This is a genomic window from Streptomyces sp. CA-294286 (genome assembly GCF_050947155.1).
Lineage (GTDB): Bacteria > Actinomycetota > Actinomycetes > Streptomycetales > Streptomycetaceae > Streptomyces.
The window spans coordinates 1-19,177 of the sequence record NZ_CP192005.1 but is presented as its reverse complement, the minus strand read 5'-3'; the positions used below and the strand labels follow the sequence as shown (position 1 = coordinate 19,177).

Sequence of the window (19,177 nt, the reverse complement as noted above, 5' to 3'; positions counted from 1 at the left end):
GTTGTGGATGCCGCGCTGTCGGCTTGGCAGGCACGGGGTGCGGCCACGACGACCGGCTTGTCGTAGTCGTGGGGCAAGAGTGGCGGTCCGCGCAGAATTCTTCCCGCTGGTCCTGCGGATGCACGCGCCGGCGTCGGCCGAAGTCGCCGAACTGGTCCGAGCGGCAGCTCACATGCGTGGCCGGGCGAACGCACCGCCGCCGCTGCTGCGCCTCTCGGGAGGCCCGAACTGCCCGTATCGCCGAGGCGACCGCCGTCTCCGACGTGCGCGACGTGGGCGCGCCGTCGGCGCTGTGCTGTCCGAAGCGCGTGGTCCGCTCGACGCTTTCGGTCCCGGCCGCCCGGAGATCCTGTGCAGCCTGTTCGTGCACGCGTTGGTTGGCTCAACCCCGCAGGTAGGAACGAGGACAGCCCTGCTGCGGGTCGACTCAAGGAACCAGCACGCAAGCGCGGGTGGGCAGCGGCTGCCAGGACATGTCGCCGACCGTCTCGATGGTCGTGTCGACGACCGTGCGGGTCCACACGTGGGCCAGGCCCCGGGAGCGTCAGCGGCGTCCCAGCCGGGACCGCCCGGCCGCCCTGGTGGTGTGGTAGTCGACTGGCGAGCCGTCAGGCGATGGAAGAGGGTGACGGAGCCTCAGGGGACTGCTCCTTTCAGGGAGGGCAACTGGCACCCGTAATCCACCGCCCGACGCAACGGCGAGGCCGTCAGCTCGTCAGCAGCCTGTCTGCCTCGTCGACGAGGTGGGCGAGGTACGATCCCGCCGTCGGTGACTTCTGAGCCAGGGCTGCCGACTGGCCGGCCCATAGGCTCACGTACTCGGGCCGGCCCTGCGTCCCCGCGGCCCGGCGGATCGGCTGCATCAGGGCGTTCTGCACGGGATACGGCGGTACGTGGTCCTCGTGGGCTGCCATGTCACGCACGAAGCTGTTCGGGATGCCCCGGGCTGTGCGTCCCGAGAACAGACGGGTCAGGACCGTGGTTCGGGCCTCAGGGGTGCCGAGCGTCTGCTTATGGACCGTGCTCGCTCCCGACTCCTGGCAGGCGAGGAAACCGGTGCCGATCTGGACCGCGTCCGCGCCGAGAGCGAGGGCTGCGGTGACACCGCGGCCGTCGGCGATCCCGCCCGCGGCGACCACAGGCACCGTGACCGCATCCGCCACCTGCGGGACCAGCGAAAACGTGCCCACCAGCGACTCCCGCACGGGGCGCAGGAAGGCTCCCCGGTGGCCGCCCGCGTCGCTGCCGGAGGCGACGATGGCGTCCACACCCGCAGCTTCGAGAGCGAGGGCCTCGTCGACGGTCGTCGCCGTGCCGATCAGCGCGATGCCGAGCCGCCGGGCCTCCTCGACCAGACCTCGGGGCGGCAGCCCCATCACGAGGCTGATGACCGGCGGGGCGGCGGCGAGCAGGGCATCCATCTGCGCGTCGAAGTCCGGCCACGCGGCCACGTCGGCCGCGGTGGGGGAGGGGACGCCGAGTTCCTCGTAGTACGGTCGCAGCCGCGCCACATGAGAGGCCAGGTCGGCCTCGGACGGCTGGAGTTCGGATTCGCCATCGAGGGGAACCCACAGGTTCACCGCGAACGGCCGGCCCGTGCCCGCCTTCAGCCGTGCCACCAGATCCCCTATCTCCTCCGGGAGGAGGACGTGGGCCCCGTACGAGCCGAGCCCGCCGCCCTCCGACACCGCCACGGCCAGGTCGACGGAGGAGAGACCGCCGCCGAACGGCCCTTGCACAATGGGCAGTTCGATGCCGAGGAGCTCGCCAAGACGTCCCGGCCTCATCCGGTCACCGCCGAGGCGAGCTCGGCCTCGCGGCCCAGGGCCTGACGAAGCGCGGCCCGTGCGACGCGCTCTCCGAGGTGCCGGGCCGTGCGCAGGTCGGCCGTGCCGGGTGCCTGCTCCGGAGCGAGGTCGGAGGGCGACTGTGCCATGGCGCCGACGAAGCCGCCGAGCCGGTTGAGGTCCTGGGAGCTGCCTCCGGAGGAGTAGATCCAGCCGGGCGCCAGTCCCAGCGGCACCCAGGTCATGCCGTGCTGGGCGGCGAACACGGTCAACGACAGCAGCGCGTTGTCCTTGTTGCCGTTGACTCCGGCGGAGTTGGTGAAGCCGGCTGCGATCTTGTCCTGCCAGCCCCGTTCGGCCCAGACCGGCGCGCTCGCCTCCGCGAAGTGCTGGAAGACCGCAGAGGTCGAGCCCATGTAGGTGGGGGAACCGAAGATGATCGCCTCGGCTGCGCCGAGGACGGTCCACAGACTCTCGTCGAGGACCGACACGTCCCGGAGATCGGCGCGGACGCCGGGCACGGAGTCCGCGCCCTCGGCGACGGCGGCGGCCTGACGGGCGGTGTGCCCGTACCCGCTGTGATGGGCGATGGCGACGGTGATCGGGGGTGCAGCCATGGGAGGGACTCCTAGAGCGCGGCGAGCCGGTTGCCTGCCGATCCCCAAAGACTAGACGAACGGTCAACTATTAATTCACCCGAGAGCCGACCGGTTAGTTGACCGCCCGTATAGTGACCGTCATGGGACGCACCAGCACGGCACGCGCACGGCTCCTTGCAGCCACCGGCGAACTCATGCGCAGCCATGGCTACAACAGTCTCGGCATCGCCGAGATCTGCGCCCACGCCGAGGTGAAGAAGGGCAGCTTCTACCACTTCTTCGAATCCAAGCAGGCCCTCACCGCCGAGGTCGTCGACGCCTACTGGCAGGGCGAGCGAAGCTGCTGGGTCGCGGAGCTGTCCGTCCCCGCGCCCGCCCTGGATCGGCTGCGGCGGCTGCTCGACGCCATGGCTGCTGTCCAGCGGCGGATGAAAGAGGACTCCGGCACGGTCGACGGCTGCCTCCTGGGCAACCTCGCCCTGGAGCTGAGCACCCGGGAACCGGACATCCAGGCCCGTCTGAACGAGATCTTCGACGAACAGATCCAACTGGTTGCCAACGTTCTCACGGACGCGGCAGCCGAGGGCGCAATCCCGACAGACCGGGCTTCGATGTCGACCGCCCGGGCCCTCGTCGCCCAGCTGGAGGGCATGGTTCTCTTCGCCAAGCTCAAGAACGACCCCGCAGTGCTCGACGACCTCTGGCCTCACACATTGATGCTGATCGGTGCCTGACTCGGTGAGGTGAGTGGCTGCCGTACTACGCCGGCCAGGAAATCGAGAACGGAGGTGACCCGGCACGAGCGCGGTGTCATGGCCTGCGGGCTGTGCGCGATGTTGATCACGGCTCCGCACCGGGTCGCAAACGTTGCTTGCCGATTCGGACCGAAGTTGAAGCAGCAACCAGCTGTGGCCAGCGGAACCGGAAAGCAGGTACTCGAGCCGCTCAAGCCAGCGCCCGCAGGGGTACTTCCAAAAGTGCGCGAGAGTCTACGGAGCTTTTTGTGGAAGGCTTTGATCTCGCCGATGACCTTGTCCAGGTCCGGGCGCTGAGCCCGCCACTACTGCTGGCATGGTGGTCAGGGCAGGTGGCACCGGTGGCCAGCCGGAGCCGGGTTTGTGCATTGGGATGCTGAGGGCGTCCCATAGGCGTACCGGCTCCGCCACGATGCGGTCCTTGCTGAGCTGATTTCGGCGTCAGGCGGGGTATGCGTCGGCATCGAAGGATGTGGCGTATGGGGTCCTGAGCACGAGGACACCTCGGTCGGCCGTGTTCAGTCCGTGATGGACGGACGCAGGGCAGCCGGGGAGACGCCGGGGTGTACCAGTACCTCGTCGACTATGCGGCCTACGGTGTCGCCGTTGGCGATCGGGAGGGCGTCGAGCATCTCGGTGGGGAGGTCGAAGGCGTCCACGAGGGTCATCATGTGGGGGACGAGGTCGCCAACGACGGTGTCGAGCGTTGCGGGCAGCGCCTGGACATGCGTGGCGGTCAGGCGGCCCGCGGCGAGCAGGTCGCCGGTGTGCTCGCCGAGCTGCTGAAGCAGGAAAAGCCGGCACAGGCTCTGCAGGAGGAAGCGGTTGGTGGACTCATGTGCCTGCGCCGCTGCGGTCAACAGAGCGTCGGCGGCCCGAAGTCGGGCGTGCGCGGACACCATGGCCAGGGCGGGGGTAGAGGGCGCGCGGGCCGCTGATGTGGCGCTGGTGGGTGTGGCGTACAGCGATGGACAGCGCTGCCCGGCTCACGCCGACGGCGGCGGCGCTCATGCAGACCTTGCCCGTGGTGACGCGGCTGATGGAGTGCAGGAAGCGGGTGCGCAGCTTTCCTTTGCTGCTGGTGAGCGTGCCGTTGGTGTCGAGCCTGCCGTGGGCAGCTTCCAGGAGGGCCTCCCGCGGCAGCCGTACCTGGTCGAAGCCGGTGAGGCAGTGGTCGACGGGGCTGCCGGTGCGGGAGGGGAGCCGGTGTACGTCGATTCCCGGTAGGTGGCCGTTCGCGTCGCTCAGCGGAGTCAGGAACAGGAGGATGCCCTGGTCGTGACCATCGATCAGCAGGCGTGCAGCCACGACGGCGCTCTTGGGACCGCCGGTGAGGCTGGTTTCGGCATGAACTTTCTGGCACCCGCGTCCGGGGTGTGCAGGATGAATTCGCCGCTTGCGCGGTCGAACTCCGCTGTGGTGCGCAGGGATACCGCGTCGTTGCCGTGGTCGAGCTCGGTGCACAGGAATGTGCCGGTGCAGTCCATGGCGGTGAATGCGGACAGGTTACGGGGTTCCACCGCCTCATGGTCGGCCAGGCTGCCTAGGAACAAGTTGTAGTGGATCCCGGCGAGGGTGCTGAGTGCTCCGTCGACCATGCCGGTCCATTCGTGCATGCTGGCGAGCCGGAGCAGGTCGTTCGCGAGCTGCAGGGGCGACGCGACCGTGGAGTTCAGCAGCCGCAACCGCTCGTAGGAAAGAGCCAGTTGTTCGCCCTCCGTCAGGTGAGGCCGGTGGCGGAATTCGGGTGAGGAGATCAGCTCACGCCAGCCCGAGTGCAGCGTGCTGCGTTTGCTCTGGTCGAAGAGCAGGTGCGTGAGTTCGTTCTCGCGTGCGGCGGGCGCCGCCTCGCCGGTGCGGGCATCTCTGCGGTGACGCGTCTCTGCCTCGGTACCAGGGTAGTGAAGCCGCTTCGAGGGGATGCCTTCGGTCTGGACCGTAAGCAGGGTCATATCTCTCCACTAAGCGTGAGGGACGAGGGACGAGCAGGAGCCGCGCAGCAAGAAGATACGTACCCGCCGGTTTTGTTCAAGCAGCAATCTGCGGCATGGAGGGCGAGAGTCGAAAGCGAGCCGACGACCGAAGTGGGAGCCTTGATGCGTTTTTTGGGGCATGAAAACCTCCGTGATGTAAAGGCACTTCAGTGCGGAAACGAAGCATGAAAGTGTGAAAACCAGCGGTCCGGTATTCTTATGCAACGGAACGACCCGAGTGAGCTTTTTGTGCGCTTTGTCGGTCGCCAGGAAGGTGAGCGGCCCGACGGGCCCGGGCTTGACCGTGCAATGTGAAGCCCGGCAAGATACAAGCATGCCGGTTTTGTTCTCCAGTGACACCGAGAGCCGGTCAGGGGCGCAGGACCCCGTCGTGCGCATGCACGGGGGCGACACATGGAGGTGTGGTGTGGCACAACAGGAGCGAGCCATCAGGACGCGGCGCGCGATTCTCGTTGCGGCCGCGGAGGTGTTCGACGAGGTCGGCTACGAGGCGGCGACCATCTCGGGAATCCTCAAGCGGGCCGGAGTCACCAAGGGGGCCCTCTACTTCCATTTCACTTCCAAGGAGGAACTGGCACAGGGCGTCCTGGCAGAACAGGTGAGGGCCATGCCGGCGGTGCCTGCGCAGGAGCTGATGCTCCAGCAGGCGGTGGACGAGGCCTTGCTGCTCGCCCACCTCCTCAAGAAGGACACGGGTAATCCCATCGTGCGCGGCAGCGTGCGGCTGACGACCGATCACGGCACCGCGCAGGACGGCCTGGACCGCCGGGCGCCGATGCAGGGGTGGATGGACCACAGCACCGAAGTCTTCGGCGCAGCACAGCGTGCGGGGGAGATCCTCCCGCACGTCGACCTGCAGAGTTTTGCAAAGCTCTCGGTGGGCGCTTTCACCGGCGTCCAAGTGCTGTCCAACATCATGACGGAACGCGCCGATATGGTGGAACGGGTCGCTGACCTCTACACCTGCCTGCTCGCAGCGATCGCCGTTCCCTCCGTACTGGTTCGGCTTGACTTCACTCCCGAGAGAGGCGTGAAGGTGTATGAATCAGTGATGAAGGAGCTCCACGAGGAACCGGAGAGAGAGAAAGCGACTCTCACCGGCTGAGCGGAGCGGCCCCCCGGGTGAACCGCCGGGTGGGGGAGGGGCCGCACAGGCCCTGCGGTATGTACACGGCAGGCAATGGCCTGCCCACCTCTGGGCGGAGTGCCCATGACCCCTGCTTCCTGCCCGTATGCCCTCGATACCCAGGCACTGACTTGGCCGGGGAGGCCGCGAGTCTGAGGGCTCAGGGCCCGGCGGTGGCGGTGGAACTGCCCGGCGGGGTGCGGGCCTGGGCCATCACCGGCTACCGGCACGTCAGGCAGCTGCTCACCCACCCCCTGATCTCCAGGGATGCGCGCCAGCACTGGCCCGCCTTCATGGAGGGGCGAATAACCGAAGAGTGGCCCCTCTACTACTGGGTGGCAGCTGAGAACATGATGTTCGTCCACGGTGCCAGACACACCCGGCTGCGCAAACTGGTGGCGGGTGCTTTCACCGCCCGCCGCAGCGAGGCCCTGCGGCCCTGGGTGGAGGAGATCGCTGCAGACCTGCTGGACGGGCTGGCAGCCCTGCCCGCCGGTGTCCCGGTAGACCTGCGCGCCGCTTTCAGCGGGCCGCTGCCGACGCGGGTGATCTGTGAGCTGTTCGGCGTCCCCGAGGACACCCGGACAGAACTGTGCAGTGCACTGGACACGACTTTCCGTACTTCGGCGTCTGCGGAGCAGACCACTGCCGCCTCACACCCACCGGCCTGGCCGCCGCACGCAAGCACACGGCGCTTCCCAAGGCCGACGCGCTCGTTGAGGCGCTGCCCTGGATCGCCCGCAATCACGGCAAGACCATAGTCATCAAGTTCGGCGGCAACGCCATGGTCGACGACAAGCTGAAGGCTGCCTTCGCGGAGGACATCCTTTTCCTGCACCACGCCGGCCTCAAGCCCGTCGTCGTGCACGGCGGCGGCCCCCAAATCAGCAGACAGCTCGAAAGGATGGGACTGCGCTCGGAGTTCACCGGCGGCCTGCGCGTCACCAACCACGAGACCATGGACGTTGTCCGGATGGTGCTGGCCGGTCAGGTACAGCGCGAACTGGTGGGCCTTCTCAACCAGCACGGGGCGCACGCGGTCGGCATGACGGGCGAGGACGCCCGCATGATGACCGCCGACAAGGAGTACGCCGAGATCGCTGGCGAGCGCGTCGACATCGGGCGAGTGGGCAGAATCACCGGCGTTGACGCCGGGGTCGTCCGCGGGCTGCTGGACGATGGCCGGATCCCCGTCATCTCCTCGATAGCCCGCGGCGGGGAAGAGAACGACGCGAGTGGCGCGGGCGTCTACAACGTCAATACCGATACTGCGGCAGCGGCCGTGGCGCTGCACTGGACGCGGAGATGCCGATGATCCTCATCGACGTCGAAGGCCTCTACCGAGACTGGCCGCACAGCGAGGACGTGATCTCCCGCCTTACCGCAACGGAGCTGGAGAACCTGCTGCCCGAACTGGCCAGCGGGATGATCCCCAAAATGCCCGGCTGCTTGCACGCAGTGACCAACGGAGTAAGAGCGGCCCGAGTCATCACAGATCGCCTCCCTGGGGCACGTCTCCAACCTCTTCATCGCCGAGCCGACCGTGGCGCTTGCCGAACGGCTGCTGGAACTCTCCGGCCGCGAGGGCAGGGTCTACTTCTCCAATTCCGGCGCCGAGGCCAACGAGGCCGCCTTCAAGATCGGTCGGCTCACCCGCCGCACCCACATCGTGTCCGCACAGGGCAGTTTCCACGGTCGCACCATGGGTGCCCTTGCCCTCACCGGCCAGCTCTCGAAGCGTTATCCCTTCCAGCCGCTCCCCGGGGACGTCTCTTTCGTGCCCTACGGCGACACAGAAGCACTGCGTGCCGCCGTGACCCCGCAGACCGCGTTCGTGATCCTGGAGCCCATCCAGGGCGAGAACGGTGTGGTCGTCCCCCCGCCCGGCTACCTGCGGGCTGCCCGCGAGATCACAGCCGCGACCGGAGCCCTCTTGGTCCTGGATGAGATCCAGACCGGCATGGGACGTACGGGACACTGGTTCGCGGCCCAGGCCGACGGCGTCGAAGCCGATGTTGTCACGCTCGCCAAGGGCCTGGGCGGGGGGTTACCCATCGGGGCGACACTCGCCTTCGGGGAGGCGGCCGCACTGCTTACCCCCGGCACTCACGGTTCTACGTTCAGCGGAAACCCGGTCGTGTGTGCGGGAGCGCTCGCGGTGCTCGACACCATTGCCCGCGACGGCCTCCTGGACCATGTCCGGGAGGCCGGGCGCCGACTGCGGGACGGAGTCACAAAGATCGCGCACCCGCTCGTCGCCGAAGTGCGCGGGGCCGGTCTCCTGCTGGGGCTCGTCCTCAGTTCGCCCGTCGCCACCCAGGTCCAGCAGGCGGCGCAGGATGCGGGACTGCTCGTGAACGCGGCCTGCCCGGATGTGATCCGGCTGGCTCCGCCGCTGAACGTGACCGACGGCGAAGTGACAGAGCTCCTGAACAGGCTGCCGGGACTCCTCGACGCCATCCGCCCGCGCCTGTACGCGGGCGTCTGACCTGGCATTCGTCTTCCTCTGAAACTGGTCCCTGCGAAAACACTAGAAAAAACCGCCTCGGCGGTTTAATAATTAGCTGGAAGCCCTTCCTGCCGACCCTGACGGCAGGCTCATGCCGTCTCCGAAAGGTCCGACGATGGAAGCTCGTCACCCACGCCGCTGGCTCATCCTCATCGTGCTCTGCCTCAGCACGCTGGTACTGGTCATCGACAACATGGTCCTCACCGTCGCAGTTCCGCCGATCACGGAGGACCTGAACGCGACCGCCCAGGACATTCAATGGATCATCGACTCGTACATGCTGGTCTTCGCCGGCCTGCTGCTGACCTCGGGAAGCCTCTCCGACAGGTTTGGCCGACGGAAGGTGATGATCATCGGGCTGGCTCTCTTCGGAGCCGCATCGGTGGTGGCCACCATCGCCCAGAGCCCAACCGAACTCATCGCCGCACGTGTGCTGATGGGCGTCGGTGGCGCCCTGGTGATGCCGAGCACCCTCTCCATCCTGATCACCGTCTTTGACGAGGCCGAGCGGCCCAAGGCGATCGCCGCGTGGAGCGCGGTGGCCATGACCGGCCTCGTGGGCGGCCCGGTACTCGGCGGCATCCTCATCGCGAAGTTCTGGTGGGGCGCGGTCTTCCTCATCAACATCCCGATCGCGGTCCTCGCGATCGTCGCCGCCATGGTGCTCATGCCCGAGTCCAAGGGGCCCTGGCGCAAGGCCGATCCGGTCGGCATGGTGCTCTCCATGGTCGGCATGACCGCGCTGGTCTGGACGATCATCGAGTTCCCGAAGGCCGGCATCGACCACCTCAGCACCCAGCTCGGCATCGCGGCGACCGTGCTCGGACTCGTCGGGTTCGGCCTCTGGGAGACTCGAACCTCCTCCCCGATGGTTCCGCTGAGCCTCTTCCGCGACCGCATCTTCACCGGTGCCAGCTTCTCGCTCGTCCTGCTGACATTCGCCAACGGCGGCCTGATGCTGGTCCTGACCCAGCACCTGCAGTTTGTCCTCAAGTACACCCCCACCGAGACCGGTCTGGCCTTTGCCCCCATGGCCGCTGCCACCCTCGTCTTCAACACCATCGGCGCATCGCTGATCGCCAAGACCGGCAACCGCGCCATGGTCGTCCTCGGCCTGCTTGTCATCGCCGCAGGCTTCGCCACCTTGGCGACGCTCTCCGCCGACGATGGCTTCATGACTCTGGTCGGTGCCATGCTCCTGATGGGCGCAGGCAGCGGTCTCGCCATGCCGGCCGCCATGTCGGCCATGATGGGCGCCGTCCCCGAGGAGCACGCCGGAGTGGGCTCCGCCCTCAACGACACCATCCAGCAGGCGGGCGCAGCACTCGGCGTCGCCATCCTGGGCGCTGTACTGGCGAGCACCTATACCTCGTCCATGCCCGACTCCGCCCCCGCGCAGGCCAAGCACTCGATCGGCGAAGCACTCACTACTGCCGGGGCCACGGGCAACGCCAAGCTGGCCGAAGCGGCCCGCGAAGGCTTCACCAGCGCCATGGCGGTCAGCTTCCTGGTGGGTGCGGCCGCCGTTGTCACGGCCGCGATTCTGGCCTTCTTCCTGATGCGCGAGCGCAAGAACGATGAATCCGGTACCGCGGAATCGGTACAAGGCACCGCGTCCCCTGATGGCGAGTTGCCTGTCGCCACGGCATCCGCCACTGCCTCCGTGCCGATCGCGGACCCGGCCGACGACTCCCTCTTCGTCAAGCGCTGACACCCCCAGGAACCGACCGCCTGCCCCCAAAGGACCTGGAGGAAAAGGGAGGAAGAAGGCAGACAGGATCCGCAACGACGCAGAGCGACGACCGGGGCCGCCCGTGGCACATGCCACGGGCGGCCCCGCTCTATGCATCCCGACGACCCGCAAACCGGGCCGCTGCTCGCGTCCTTCTCCGGAGCCCGACCGCTGGCCGCCGATTCGCAGACCGGCCCTTCCCCGGCGCGTACCCCTTGTCTCCGCGGTACGCCCCCAGCAGTCCGCCTATGAGAAAGGGTCCCATGCAGCCCCAGGCCCCCCGCCCTCCTCAGCCCCTGACCCCACCCTCCCGGGCCTATGAGGGCCCCGGACCGGTGACGGAGGGATGTGCCGTACCGTGGCCCAGCGCTCCGCCGTTCCATCGCCACGCCCCCACACTCCGTCCGGGACGGTTGTAGGTTGCCCCGATACACCGGACCGGCACAGGCTCAAGCCCGTCCGTGCCGCGGTACGCACGGCTACCGGACCACCGCTGGCCCTGCTGGGACTCCTCATGATCGCGGCTGCTCTGACGGCCGCCGTCGTTGCGGGTTTCACCACGGCCTCCGTGCTGTTCCTGGCCACAAAACCTGTGCTGTTGATGGCCGGAGGCGCGGGGCCTCTGCTCGCCCTTGCGGACCTCTCCGGCCACCGCCGCACTCTGCACGACCGGTGCGCGGCGACCGTAGTGATCAGGGCTCGGCGACACTCTGCTGCTCCGCCCCACCCACGCTGACCCCGCGGGACGCACCGGCATACGGCTGTGCCCCCTCCCGATGCCGCACAGGAGGGGGCACAGCCGTATGCCGCGACAGGTCAGTCGACCCGCGGTGCCGCCCGCATGCCGATGTACACGCACGCGACGCCGGTGGGCAGCGTGGAGAAGACCACGGGCATCCAGTCCTCGCTGAAGGCCCCGGCACCCGGGCCGGCGAAAACGGTGGGCGACACCGGCACCAGATCCATCTCCAAGGGCGGCGAAAGGTCCTTCATACCGTCGACGAACTCGTAGACCAGGTGCGCGACCCCGCCATGGTCCGACACTCTGATGATGACTCCTTCGCGCCGGTACGTGCCGACGAAGGGCGAGATGTCGACAGCGGGCGGCTCGGGGGCGGGGCCGAAGGGCTCCGGCATCGTGACCCTGGCCAGCTCGCCCAGCAGCTCCTGGAACAGCGCCGCGTACAGCTGGCGTGCCCCGCCGCCGTTGGTCAGCAGCACCACAGCCACACCTGCATCCGGAACCACTCGGAGATACCCGTACTGGCCGATTGATGCACCGTCGTGTCCGTAGCCCGGCATGCCGGCCCAGTCGTACAGGGTCCAGCCCAGCCCCCAGCCGTCCGCACTGACTGTCCACTTGTCGGGCACATCGACCTCGCGCCGCTGCATGGCCGCCACGGCCCCGGGTGCCAGCACCTGGGTGCCGTCCTGTGCCGCGCCGCCGCGCAGGTGCATGCGGGCCAGCCGGGCGACGTCCGTCGCGGTGGCGCACACCCTGCCGTAGGGCCCCGCGGAGCGCGGCATCAGGTCCCATTCCTCGGCCGGTTTCGGGTCTTCCCCGGGTTCTCCCAGATGCCCCATGGCCGCCCGGAACTTCAGTACCTCCTCCGTCCGCCAGCACGAGCAGAATCGTTGACATTCAGATGCGGGGCGTGCCCGCCGCGGGGTCGTTGGCGACATTCGTACAAGACCGGCAGCCGCCGCCGCCCGCACCATCGCTCTATGAACACACACGACGCACAGCACGCGCAGCCAATGCATGTGGACCGGGACGGACCGCGGGACGCGCCGCCACTGCTGCTCATCCACGGATCTGGAGCCTCGAGCGCCTCCTGGGGGCCGGTGGTCCCGGCCCTCGCCGCCCGTCATCATGTCGTCCGGATAGACCTCCCGGGCTGCGGCCAGTCCCCGCGCGCCACGTCCCACGACGTTCCGGCGCAGGCGGGCCGCGTGGCGGGGCTGCTCGACAAACTCGGGCTGCGGGACGTCACCGTGGCCGGCCACTCCAGCGGCGGATACGTCGCCACCGCGCTCGCGGAGCAGCGCCCCGACCTGGTGCGTTCGCTGGCGATGATCAGCACCGGCCCGCACCTCGACGCGCTCCTGCCGCAACCGGCCATCCTCCGCGTGATGCTGGCACCGCCCTTCGGACCGCTGCTGTGGTGGCGGCGTTCGGATGCGATGATCCGCGAAGGCATCGGCGCCACGCTCGCCGGGCCTGCGCCCATTCCGCCCGGCATGGTCGCCGACGCGCGGAGCACCACGTACCGCGCGTTCCGCAAGGTGCTGCGCGAGAACACCGCGTACCTCGCCGAGCAGTCCGCGCCCGAGCGGCTCGCCGTTCTCGGGCTCCCGGTGCTCGTGGTCTTCGGCGCCGCCGATCCCCGGTGGGATCCGGCGTCGGCGCGCCAGTACGACGTCGTGCCGGGCGTGCTGGTCGAGATGCTGCCGGGTGTTGGGCACATGCCCATGCTGGAAGCGCCCGAGCCGGTGGGCCGGCTGCTGCTGGACTTCGCGACCCGGTGCGCCGGAACCCCGTCGGCAGGCCCGGCCTAGACTGGCGCCGTGTTGTCGCAGGGCGTGCCACCCGCGTGGTCGGGCGTTGACATCGCAGTACCGAAGCCTTCGGACCGGCTGCCGGGCATCAGCATGGCCGGATTCCGCCACCGTGTCCCCGAGCCCGTCGACATCGCGATGGTCGCGCATCCGTCCGTCACCTTGCTCATCGATCTGAGCGACGATGACGGCCTGGTCTACGACTCGCAGGGGCGGCACGGACGCGGCAGTGTCGTGATCGGCCTGACCCCCGAGGAGCTGCGGGCGTCCGGCCTGGTGGGCGAGTGCCTGCAGATCCGGCTGCAGCCGGGTGTGGCGGCCGCAGCGCTCGGCTCGTCGGCCGGGGGCAGCGGGAGCGTGGAGTCCTTGGCGGACGTCTGGGGCCGCGACGCAGGGCGCTTCGAGGAGCGGCTGCGTACAGCCGGATCGTGGGACGAGCGGTTCGCGATGGTGGCGGACGCCGTCCGCCGGCGGATCGGGGAGCACCGCACGGTCGTGGTGACGTAGGCGTACCGGTCACCGCCGTGCTCCTCGTCCCACTCCGCCGCCCTCGTGCCGCACTGGTCGCACACGCTGGTCCGGTACGCCTCGAACGCGAGCGCCTTCACTCGGCCCGTCTCCGTCCACCGGCCGTCGCCGACCGCGAGGAAGAGACTGTGGGGGATGCGGAAGCGGTCGCACAGCTCCAACTCCTGCCGAAGCTGGGCGTCCGCGATCAGTCTTTTCCCAGCTCCACGGTGCTGGCGCGGGTGATCTGCTGGGCCTGCCACGCGGCTGCGAACAGGGCATTGGACTCCGACACCGACCACGAGTCCAGAAGGTCTTGGGCGTCGTCCTCCGTGAAGCCTTCAACCGCCTGGCCCGCATCGTCGCGCTCGATGTGGGCGGCGGCCACCAGGGCGGCGGGGAACGTCTCAGGGTTCCAGGTGTCGCCGTCCTCTGCTCCACCACCGGCCCCCCGGCATCCCTGCTGACGGTGCCCACTACGAGCCCTGCACCGCAGTTGACCTGGGTTGACGAGCCGCCGTCCGTGTCTCCGTTGCCTACAGAGACACAACCCAAGCTCCTACTGGCCCCCGAACGGCTCTATCATCCCACAGCTGCCAAAATCTGAAGCACACAGAAGACGCCTCCAACAAGGCGGTACATCCACACGTGAGATTTTGAGTTAGTTTCCCGGAACACAAGCCTCAGCGTCGCCACGTTCCTCCGGGAAAGGAATTCCGCGGAATAGGCCATTGCTGCACCCAGTGCGATCACTGTAATGCCAATAAACAAATTCATCGGAGCCCCTCGACCTACACGCACTTCCGCCAATCAATGTCCCACATGATGCGAGATCATCGTGTTCGGCCACCGCCCTGGTCCCCGAGTACCAATTTGGAGACCAGGGTGGTTGGGTCAATTTCGGTGCGTAACCTTATAGATCAGGAAGAACATGCCTGCCGCGATAAACAGTAGGGGCAGGCCGAGAGGAAACTGGGTCAGAAACTAGGTCCGGGTTTTAAGCGGGCTTCGCTACCCCCGTCAGAAGGAGAATCCCTAGGATCACCATAAATAAACCGACCATTATCGGGCCCATCCGCACCGCGGATCTACCCGCCCGCGCATTCGCACGCGCGAAAAAGCCTCCACCACTGGTGGCACGTTGCGCAAATTTCGAACTGAACGCGATCAAGGCCGCCCCGGCCAAGATCAGCAGCAGTCCGACTATAGTTGCTTTGTCCATAGGGAACCCCTCCATGAAAGGTTCGATTGAGCCTATCCTTAAGGGCAGGCCCAATCTGGCGTCGCGTCAGAACTGAATTTGCAGGCCGCCGCTACAAGTTGGCGTTGAGACATACGTCCCGGCACCGGCACTTCCGGAAACAGTAGGGTTACCGCGCCCGTCTCCGCCAATCTGGCCGCCCACGGTAGCCATACCAGCGGCGCACTGGCCGTACGCCGAACCTCCCTCGGTCACATCCCCGGTGGAAACCTCTGCGCCACCGCCTGCCCCAGGAAGGCCAAATCCCACTTTGAAGAACCAACCCTTACCGCCCTTATCATCCTTGGCGTAACCACCGCCGAGGCAAACCCAGAAGCAGGCTTCGCCACCGACTGAACCAGACGCCAGGCCACTGGGGTCGATACGATTAACGGGGTCGCCTTCGGCGTACAGGTACGGGTTCGTCTCTTGGCCCGACGGGTCGGGGCTGGTGAAGCGGCCGATGCGGGGGTCGTAGTAGCGGGCCGCGAAGTGGTAGAGGCCGGTGGGGTCTTGGTAGCCGCCGGCGAAGCGGTAGGGCTGGGGGATCTTTTCGGTGAAGGTGCCGTCGACGCCGCGGGGGCTGTAGCGGTATTCGTTCACCTTGGTGCCGGTCTCGTCGGCCATGGCCAGGACGGAGCCGAGTGCGTCGGTGAGGTAGTAGTACGACTTGCCCCCGGTCGGGACGTTGAGGTGTCCTTCGCGTGTGTAGTACTGTCGGGCGGTCGCGTAGTTCATCGCCCATTTGTCGTCTTGTGTCAGGCGCGGCTTCGGTTTCTCGTCTTCGCTTGCGGGTGTGATGCCGAGGATGTGTTCGCTCATCCATTGCTGCACGGTGGTGAGTTGGTCCCACCCATACCGCACCGTCTGTACCCACCGTCCGAGGTCTTCGCCCTGGCGCAGGATTTTGCCCGGCGTGGTGGGCAGCGCCTCACCCGCGTCCAGGTGCATCCGTACGAGGTGGAAGCGGCGTTGCCAGCTCACCGGCCAGGCGGGGCACCACGAGGGGTCGATGTCCTCCAGCTGCTCACGCCGTTCGTCCGGCATTGCCCCGGCCGACGACCCCACCGGCAGCCCTTCCGCGCGCCGCTGCTCGATCTCCTGCGCTTTCCTTGCTGCGGCCCGCGCGTTCTTCAGCCAGATGCCTACCTTCGCGCCTTGGAAGGTGGCGTCCGCGGGCGCCAGGAGGTGCCCGTGTTCGGCGGCCCACCCGCGTGCGGCGGACAGGCTCTTCTCCCACGCGATGTCGTAGTGGGACCAGATCATGCCGAGCTTCTCCAGCTGTGCGATGCGGTCCTCGTGCATGTCGTCGCGGGCGTAGAGGCGGCGGGCGTCGGCGGTCCACTGCCCGAGCGGGAACCCGGCGAGCGAGGCCGGCCATCCCGTACTTTCTGTTTCCTGGCCGCTGGTGGCGAGGGAGGCCGGCCACCCCGTGTCTTCCGCTTCCTGGTCGTCGACGCCCGGGACGCGGTATGTGAACGGCACGCGGAGGTTGCCGTGTTCGCGGGCGTAGAGGGCGGCTGCTTCCACGCCGCGCCGCCAGTGCTCGTGTTCGGGGTGGAGGACGCGCAGGTTGATGAACGCGGCGAGGGCGGCCGGGTCGCGCGGCGTGGAGAACTTCAGCAGTTCCCGGGCGGGCGCCGAGGGCCCCGACCCATCCCTCTCGCCTGGGCCCTCCTCACCCCCACTGCGGCTCTGAACGCCTCTCACGCGGCTCTGCGCCTGCTGTTCGGCCAGCTGCTCGACGACCCGCGCGTCGTGCGCCCGCAGCGCTTCCAGGAGTTTGGCGAGGCCGTTGTAGGCCCGTGAGGTGAGCATGTTGTCGGGTGTCTCGCCGGGCCCGAGCAGTACCGGTACGACCAGGCTTGCCATCTTGCCCTCGCCCGGCTGCATCCGCAGCGCCCGGCCCACGGCCTGGACCAGGTCCGGCATCGAGCCGCGCACGTCCGCCCAGTACACGGAGTCACAGTCCTTCGTGTCGACACCCTCGCCCAACACCTTCACCGAGCACAGATAGCACTTCTCCACCACGGTGCCGTCCGTGGCGATCCCGGCCGCGAACTCGCCCAGCAGACGCCGACGGTGGAGCGGCTTGTGATCCCCGCACAGCCAGTTGGCCCAGATCGTCGTGGGGTACAGCTCGGGATCATCCGCGTGCAGTTTCGCGGCGACGTCGGTGAGGCCGGCCGCGAAGGCTTCGGCTTCCTTGACCGTGTGGTGGAAGACGAGTGTGCGCCGGAAGCCCTCCTCCGCGGAGGCTTTCACCAAAGCCGCCTGCAGGGCGGCGAGCCGGGCCCCACGCACCTCTGCAGAGCGGCCTTCGGCGCCCAGGAGCTGCGCGGCCTGGAGGGCGGTGTCGGTGACGTCGACGCAGACGACTTGGTAGGGGGCGCAGATTCCTCGGTCGATGGCCTCCGAGAGGGTCAGGGTGAATGCCCTGCTGCCGAAGGGGCCCTGGGGGTCGTTGTCCATGCTTGCGACCAGCTCACCGGGTGCGCCGGCCTCGTCCTCGTCTCCGAGCTGCCAGAGCCGGGGGGTGGCGGTCATGTAGAGGCGGCGCAGGGAGGGGATCTTCTGGTTGTCGTGGACGACCGCCCACGGCTTGCCGATCCGGCCGGAAACCCGGTGGGCTTCGTCCACGACGATCAGGTCCCAAGCCGCCAAACCCGCAGCGTGCGCCCGCTCCAGCGTGCCGAGTCCGAGGCTGGCGTACGTGGCGTACACGGTGACCTTGTCCAGGCCCCGCGTCCACTCCACCAGCTCGTGCACGTCCGTGGTGTGGGGGAAGGACGCCTCTTCACCCCGCAGCGAGGACACCCCGATCATCGGCCCCCGGCGGCCTCCCTCACGCCACGCGGACTCGGTCTGCGCCAGGAGATCCAGCGAGGGCACGAGCACCAGCACACGGCCGGCGTGGAGCTCTTCGGCGCTGCGGACGGCGACGAGGCTTTTCCCGGACCCGGTTGCCATGATCACCTGGGTCCGGAGACCTCGCTCGGGCACGAGCGAGCCAGCAGGAAGTTCGAGAGCACGCAGCACGGCATCCACAGCTTCCCGCTGGTGGGCCCGTAGTTGCCTGACTGCCATGTCCGATCCGCCTTCTCCTACGACTGCGAGAGCTCCCGCACTCGGCCAGGAAGCGCGAATGCGTACGCAGACGTCACCTCGACGACTACAGGGATGCCCGGATCCCGCATTTCTGCCCCTGGACAGACCACCGGTCCGATCCGAGATGCCTGTCGCTCGAACCCTTGGGGCCGCCTCGCTCCAGAGTCTATCTGAATTAAAAAATGAAGCAGAGAGTTCATGACTCGACACGCACACCACGGGTACGCGGGTTACCGATACTGCTCCCCACCGTGTCGGAGACGCCATGAACGAGAAGACTGAAAACCCCCGGGGAAACCGGTTCTGCAAGGCGTGCGGGACACCCGCACAGGACGGGAAACTGTGCGAGCACTGCGGCAGTGTCCTGGGCCTGCCGGACAACGCGGGGCTGGTCGAGGACCAGGGTGTGGCAGCACGGAGGGTCTTCGAAGGAGACAGTGGGATGCGGCAGCACCCCTGACCGGAACGAAACCGGGCCGTGAGGCGCTTTCCCGGTCCCAGCAGCCGGGACCGGCAGACCCGCCCCTACGCGCCCGGTAGGCACAGCAGATCGCGGGTACACGGGCGGGCATGGCACCGAAGACCGAACACTCTCTGTCCCCGCGGGCCGTACGGCAGCTGCACCGGACCCGTGGTTTCTACCTGGCAGGAGCCCTGCTGTGGGCGGCCATCACGCTCTGGACGGGATGGTCCCACCCCGGGAGCCGCCAGATGTGGATCTCGCTGTTCCTGGTGGTGGTCTTCACCGGTCTGCTCACCGCTACCTCCTGGTGGCTGCACCGCCTCCAGACAGCCCCGTCACGCAGGCCGGCACACCATGGCGCACCCCGGCGGGCCATTACCTCCGGCCGCGTACACGCCTAACTCCACCCCCTGGGCCCGCTAGCCCAAGGGGATGGAGGCACAGCCGGAAGACCGCGTGCTGGGGGAGCGCAGCGGACCCGGCACAACCACCCCCCGCGCACCCGCTCGTTGCACCCTCGCACAACCCCCCTACCGCTGCTGCGCGTGCGTGGGTGTGCCACGCTCCGCGCGGCACACCCACGCACGCGCAGCGTGCCCAGTGGCTGGAGCGCAGCGCAAGCCACCGGGGCAGCCGATGGCTGCCCCAAGCCCGCAACGCGGGCCACCCCCTCCAGTTGTCGGTACGCGCGCAGCGCGCACCGCAGGGCGAGGAGCGAAGCGAACCGCCTCCCGCTCACGCGAAGCGTGAGCAACCCAGGCGCGCAGCGCCCGGGTTCGCTGCTACGGGCGCAGCCCG

14 protein-coding genes and 3 pseudogenes are annotated in these 19,177 nt (G+C 68.1%); 9 read left to right on the top strand and 8 right to left on the bottom strand.

Annotated features, from left to right (window positions below; genetic code table 11):
* Positions 1–707: 707 nt before the first annotated feature.
* Both ACQPZG_RS05415 and ACQPZG_RS05410 read right to left on the bottom strand, forming a co-directional pair.
* Positions 708–1,787: an NAD(P)H-dependent flavin oxidoreductase gene (locus ACQPZG_RS05415; protein WP_433544667.1), complete on the bottom strand. Its 1,080-nt coding sequence runs from the start codon at positions 1,785–1,787 to the stop codon at positions 708–710.
* Positions 1,784–2,404 (bottom strand): flavodoxin family protein, encoded by a 621-nt coding sequence (locus ACQPZG_RS05410; RefSeq protein ID WP_433544666.1) that lies wholly within the window; start codon positions 2,402–2,404, stop codon positions 1,784–1,786. The genes ACQPZG_RS05415 and ACQPZG_RS05410 overlap by 4 nt, the downstream gene beginning before the upstream one ends.
* A 122-nt stretch (positions 2,405–2,526) precedes the next feature.
* On the opposite strand from ACQPZG_RS05410, the gene ACQPZG_RS05405 reads away from it, so the two are divergent.
* Positions 2,527–3,120: a TetR/AcrR family transcriptional regulator gene (locus ACQPZG_RS05405; protein WP_433544665.1), complete on the top strand. Its 594-nt coding sequence runs from the start codon at positions 2,527–2,529 to the stop codon at positions 3,118–3,120.
* A gap of 539 nt (positions 3,121–3,659) precedes the next feature.
* Here ACQPZG_RS05405 and ACQPZG_RS05400 read toward each other — a convergent pair.
* Genes ACQPZG_RS05400 through ACQPZG_RS05390 form a run of 3 tightly spaced genes read right to left on the bottom strand, consistent with a single transcriptional unit; the run spans position 3,660 to position 5,093 of the window.
* Positions 3,660–4,001 (bottom strand): acyl-CoA dehydrogenase, encoded by a 342-nt coding sequence (locus ACQPZG_RS05400; RefSeq protein WP_433544664.1) that lies wholly within the window; start codon positions 3,999–4,001, stop codon positions 3,660–3,662.
* On the bottom strand, positions 3,976–4,449 hold the full coding sequence (locus tag ACQPZG_RS05395) for a hypothetical protein (RefSeq protein WP_433544663.1): 474 nt from the start codon (positions 4,447–4,449) through the stop codon (positions 3,976–3,978). Before ACQPZG_RS05395 ends, ACQPZG_RS05400 begins: the two co-directional genes overlap by 26 nt.
* Positions 4,431–5,093 carry a hypothetical protein gene (locus ACQPZG_RS05390; protein ID WP_433544662.1) on the bottom strand — a complete coding sequence of 221 codons (663 nt, stop codon included), beginning with the start codon at positions 5,091–5,093 and terminating at the stop codon, positions 4,431–4,433. The genes ACQPZG_RS05395 and ACQPZG_RS05390 overlap by 19 nt, the downstream gene beginning before the upstream one ends.
* Before the next feature lie 448 nt (positions 5,094–5,541).
* On the opposite strand from ACQPZG_RS05390, the gene ACQPZG_RS05385 reads away from it, so the two are divergent.
* The 4 genes and pseudogenes from ACQPZG_RS05385 (at position 5,542) to ACQPZG_RS05370 (ending at position 10,481) form a co-directional block, all read left to right on the top strand.
* Positions 5,542–6,240 (top strand): ScbR family autoregulator-binding transcription factor, encoded by a 699-nt coding sequence (locus tag ACQPZG_RS05385; RefSeq protein WP_433544661.1) that lies wholly within the window; start codon positions 5,542–5,544, stop codon positions 6,238–6,240.
* A gap of 688 nt (positions 6,241–6,928) precedes the next feature.
* Positions 6,929–7,764: pseudogene (gene argB, locus ACQPZG_RS05380) on the top strand (acetylglutamate kinase); the annotation flags it as partial.
* Positions 7,739–8,749 (top strand): annotated as a pseudogene (locus tag ACQPZG_RS05375) (acetylornithine transaminase); the annotation flags it as partial. The pseudogenes argB and ACQPZG_RS05375, both read left to right, overlap by 26 nt.
* A gap of 136 nt (positions 8,750–8,885) precedes the next feature.
* Positions 8,886–10,481, top strand: coding sequence for an MFS transporter (locus tag ACQPZG_RS05370; protein WP_433544660.1), 1,596 nt, complete (start codon positions 8,886–8,888; stop codon positions 10,479–10,481).
* A gap of 837 nt (positions 10,482–11,318) precedes the next feature.
* Here ACQPZG_RS05370 and ACQPZG_RS05365 read toward each other — a convergent pair.
* On the bottom strand, positions 11,319–12,086 hold the full coding sequence (locus ACQPZG_RS05365) for a serine hydrolase domain-containing protein (RefSeq protein WP_433544659.1): 768 nt from the start codon (positions 12,084–12,086) through the stop codon (positions 11,319–11,321).
* A gap of 141 nt (positions 12,087–12,227) precedes the next feature.
* Here ACQPZG_RS05365 and ACQPZG_RS05360 point away from each other — a divergent pair, with 141 nt between their 5' ends.
* Positions 12,228–13,061 carry an alpha/beta fold hydrolase gene (locus tag ACQPZG_RS05360; protein WP_433544658.1) on the top strand — a complete coding sequence of 278 codons (834 nt, stop codon included), beginning with the start codon at positions 12,228–12,230 and terminating at the stop codon, positions 13,059–13,061.
* Positions 13,062–13,154: 93 nt separating this feature from the next.
* Positions 13,155–13,544 (top strand): annotated as a pseudogene (locus ACQPZG_RS05355) (AraC family transcriptional regulator); the annotation flags it as partial.
* A 232-nt stretch (positions 13,545–13,776) separates the two neighbouring features.
* On the opposite strand, the gene ACQPZG_RS05350 reads toward ACQPZG_RS05355, so the two are convergent.
* Together ACQPZG_RS05350 and ACQPZG_RS05345 are read right to left on the bottom strand one after the other, a co-directional pair.
* The gene (locus tag ACQPZG_RS05350; protein ID WP_433544657.1) at positions 13,777–13,956 is read right to left on the bottom strand and encodes a hypothetical protein; all 180 of its coding nucleotides are present in this window, start codon (positions 13,954–13,956) and stop codon (positions 13,777–13,779) included.
* Positions 13,957–14,856: 900 nt separating this feature from the next.
* Positions 14,857–17,895 (bottom strand): Helicase associated domain protein, encoded by a 3,039-nt coding sequence (locus ACQPZG_RS05345; RefSeq protein ID WP_433544656.1) that lies wholly within the window; start codon positions 17,893–17,895, stop codon positions 14,857–14,859.
* A 286-nt stretch (positions 17,896–18,181) separates the two neighbouring features.
* Between ACQPZG_RS05345 and ACQPZG_RS05340 the strand changes: the two genes are divergently transcribed.
* Together ACQPZG_RS05340 and ACQPZG_RS05335 are read left to right on the top strand one after the other, a co-directional pair.
* Positions 18,182–18,376 carry a double zinc ribbon domain-containing protein gene (locus tag ACQPZG_RS05340; RefSeq protein ID WP_433543654.1) on the top strand — a complete coding sequence of 65 codons (195 nt, stop codon included), beginning with the start codon at positions 18,182–18,184 and terminating at the stop codon, positions 18,374–18,376.
* A gap of 110 nt (positions 18,377–18,486) precedes the next feature.
* A complete protein-coding gene (locus ACQPZG_RS05335; RefSeq protein ID WP_433543653.1) occupies positions 18,487–18,780 on the top strand; it encodes a hypothetical protein in 294 nt (97 codons plus the stop codon).
* The last annotated feature ends 397 nt before the right edge of the window (positions 18,781–19,177 follow it).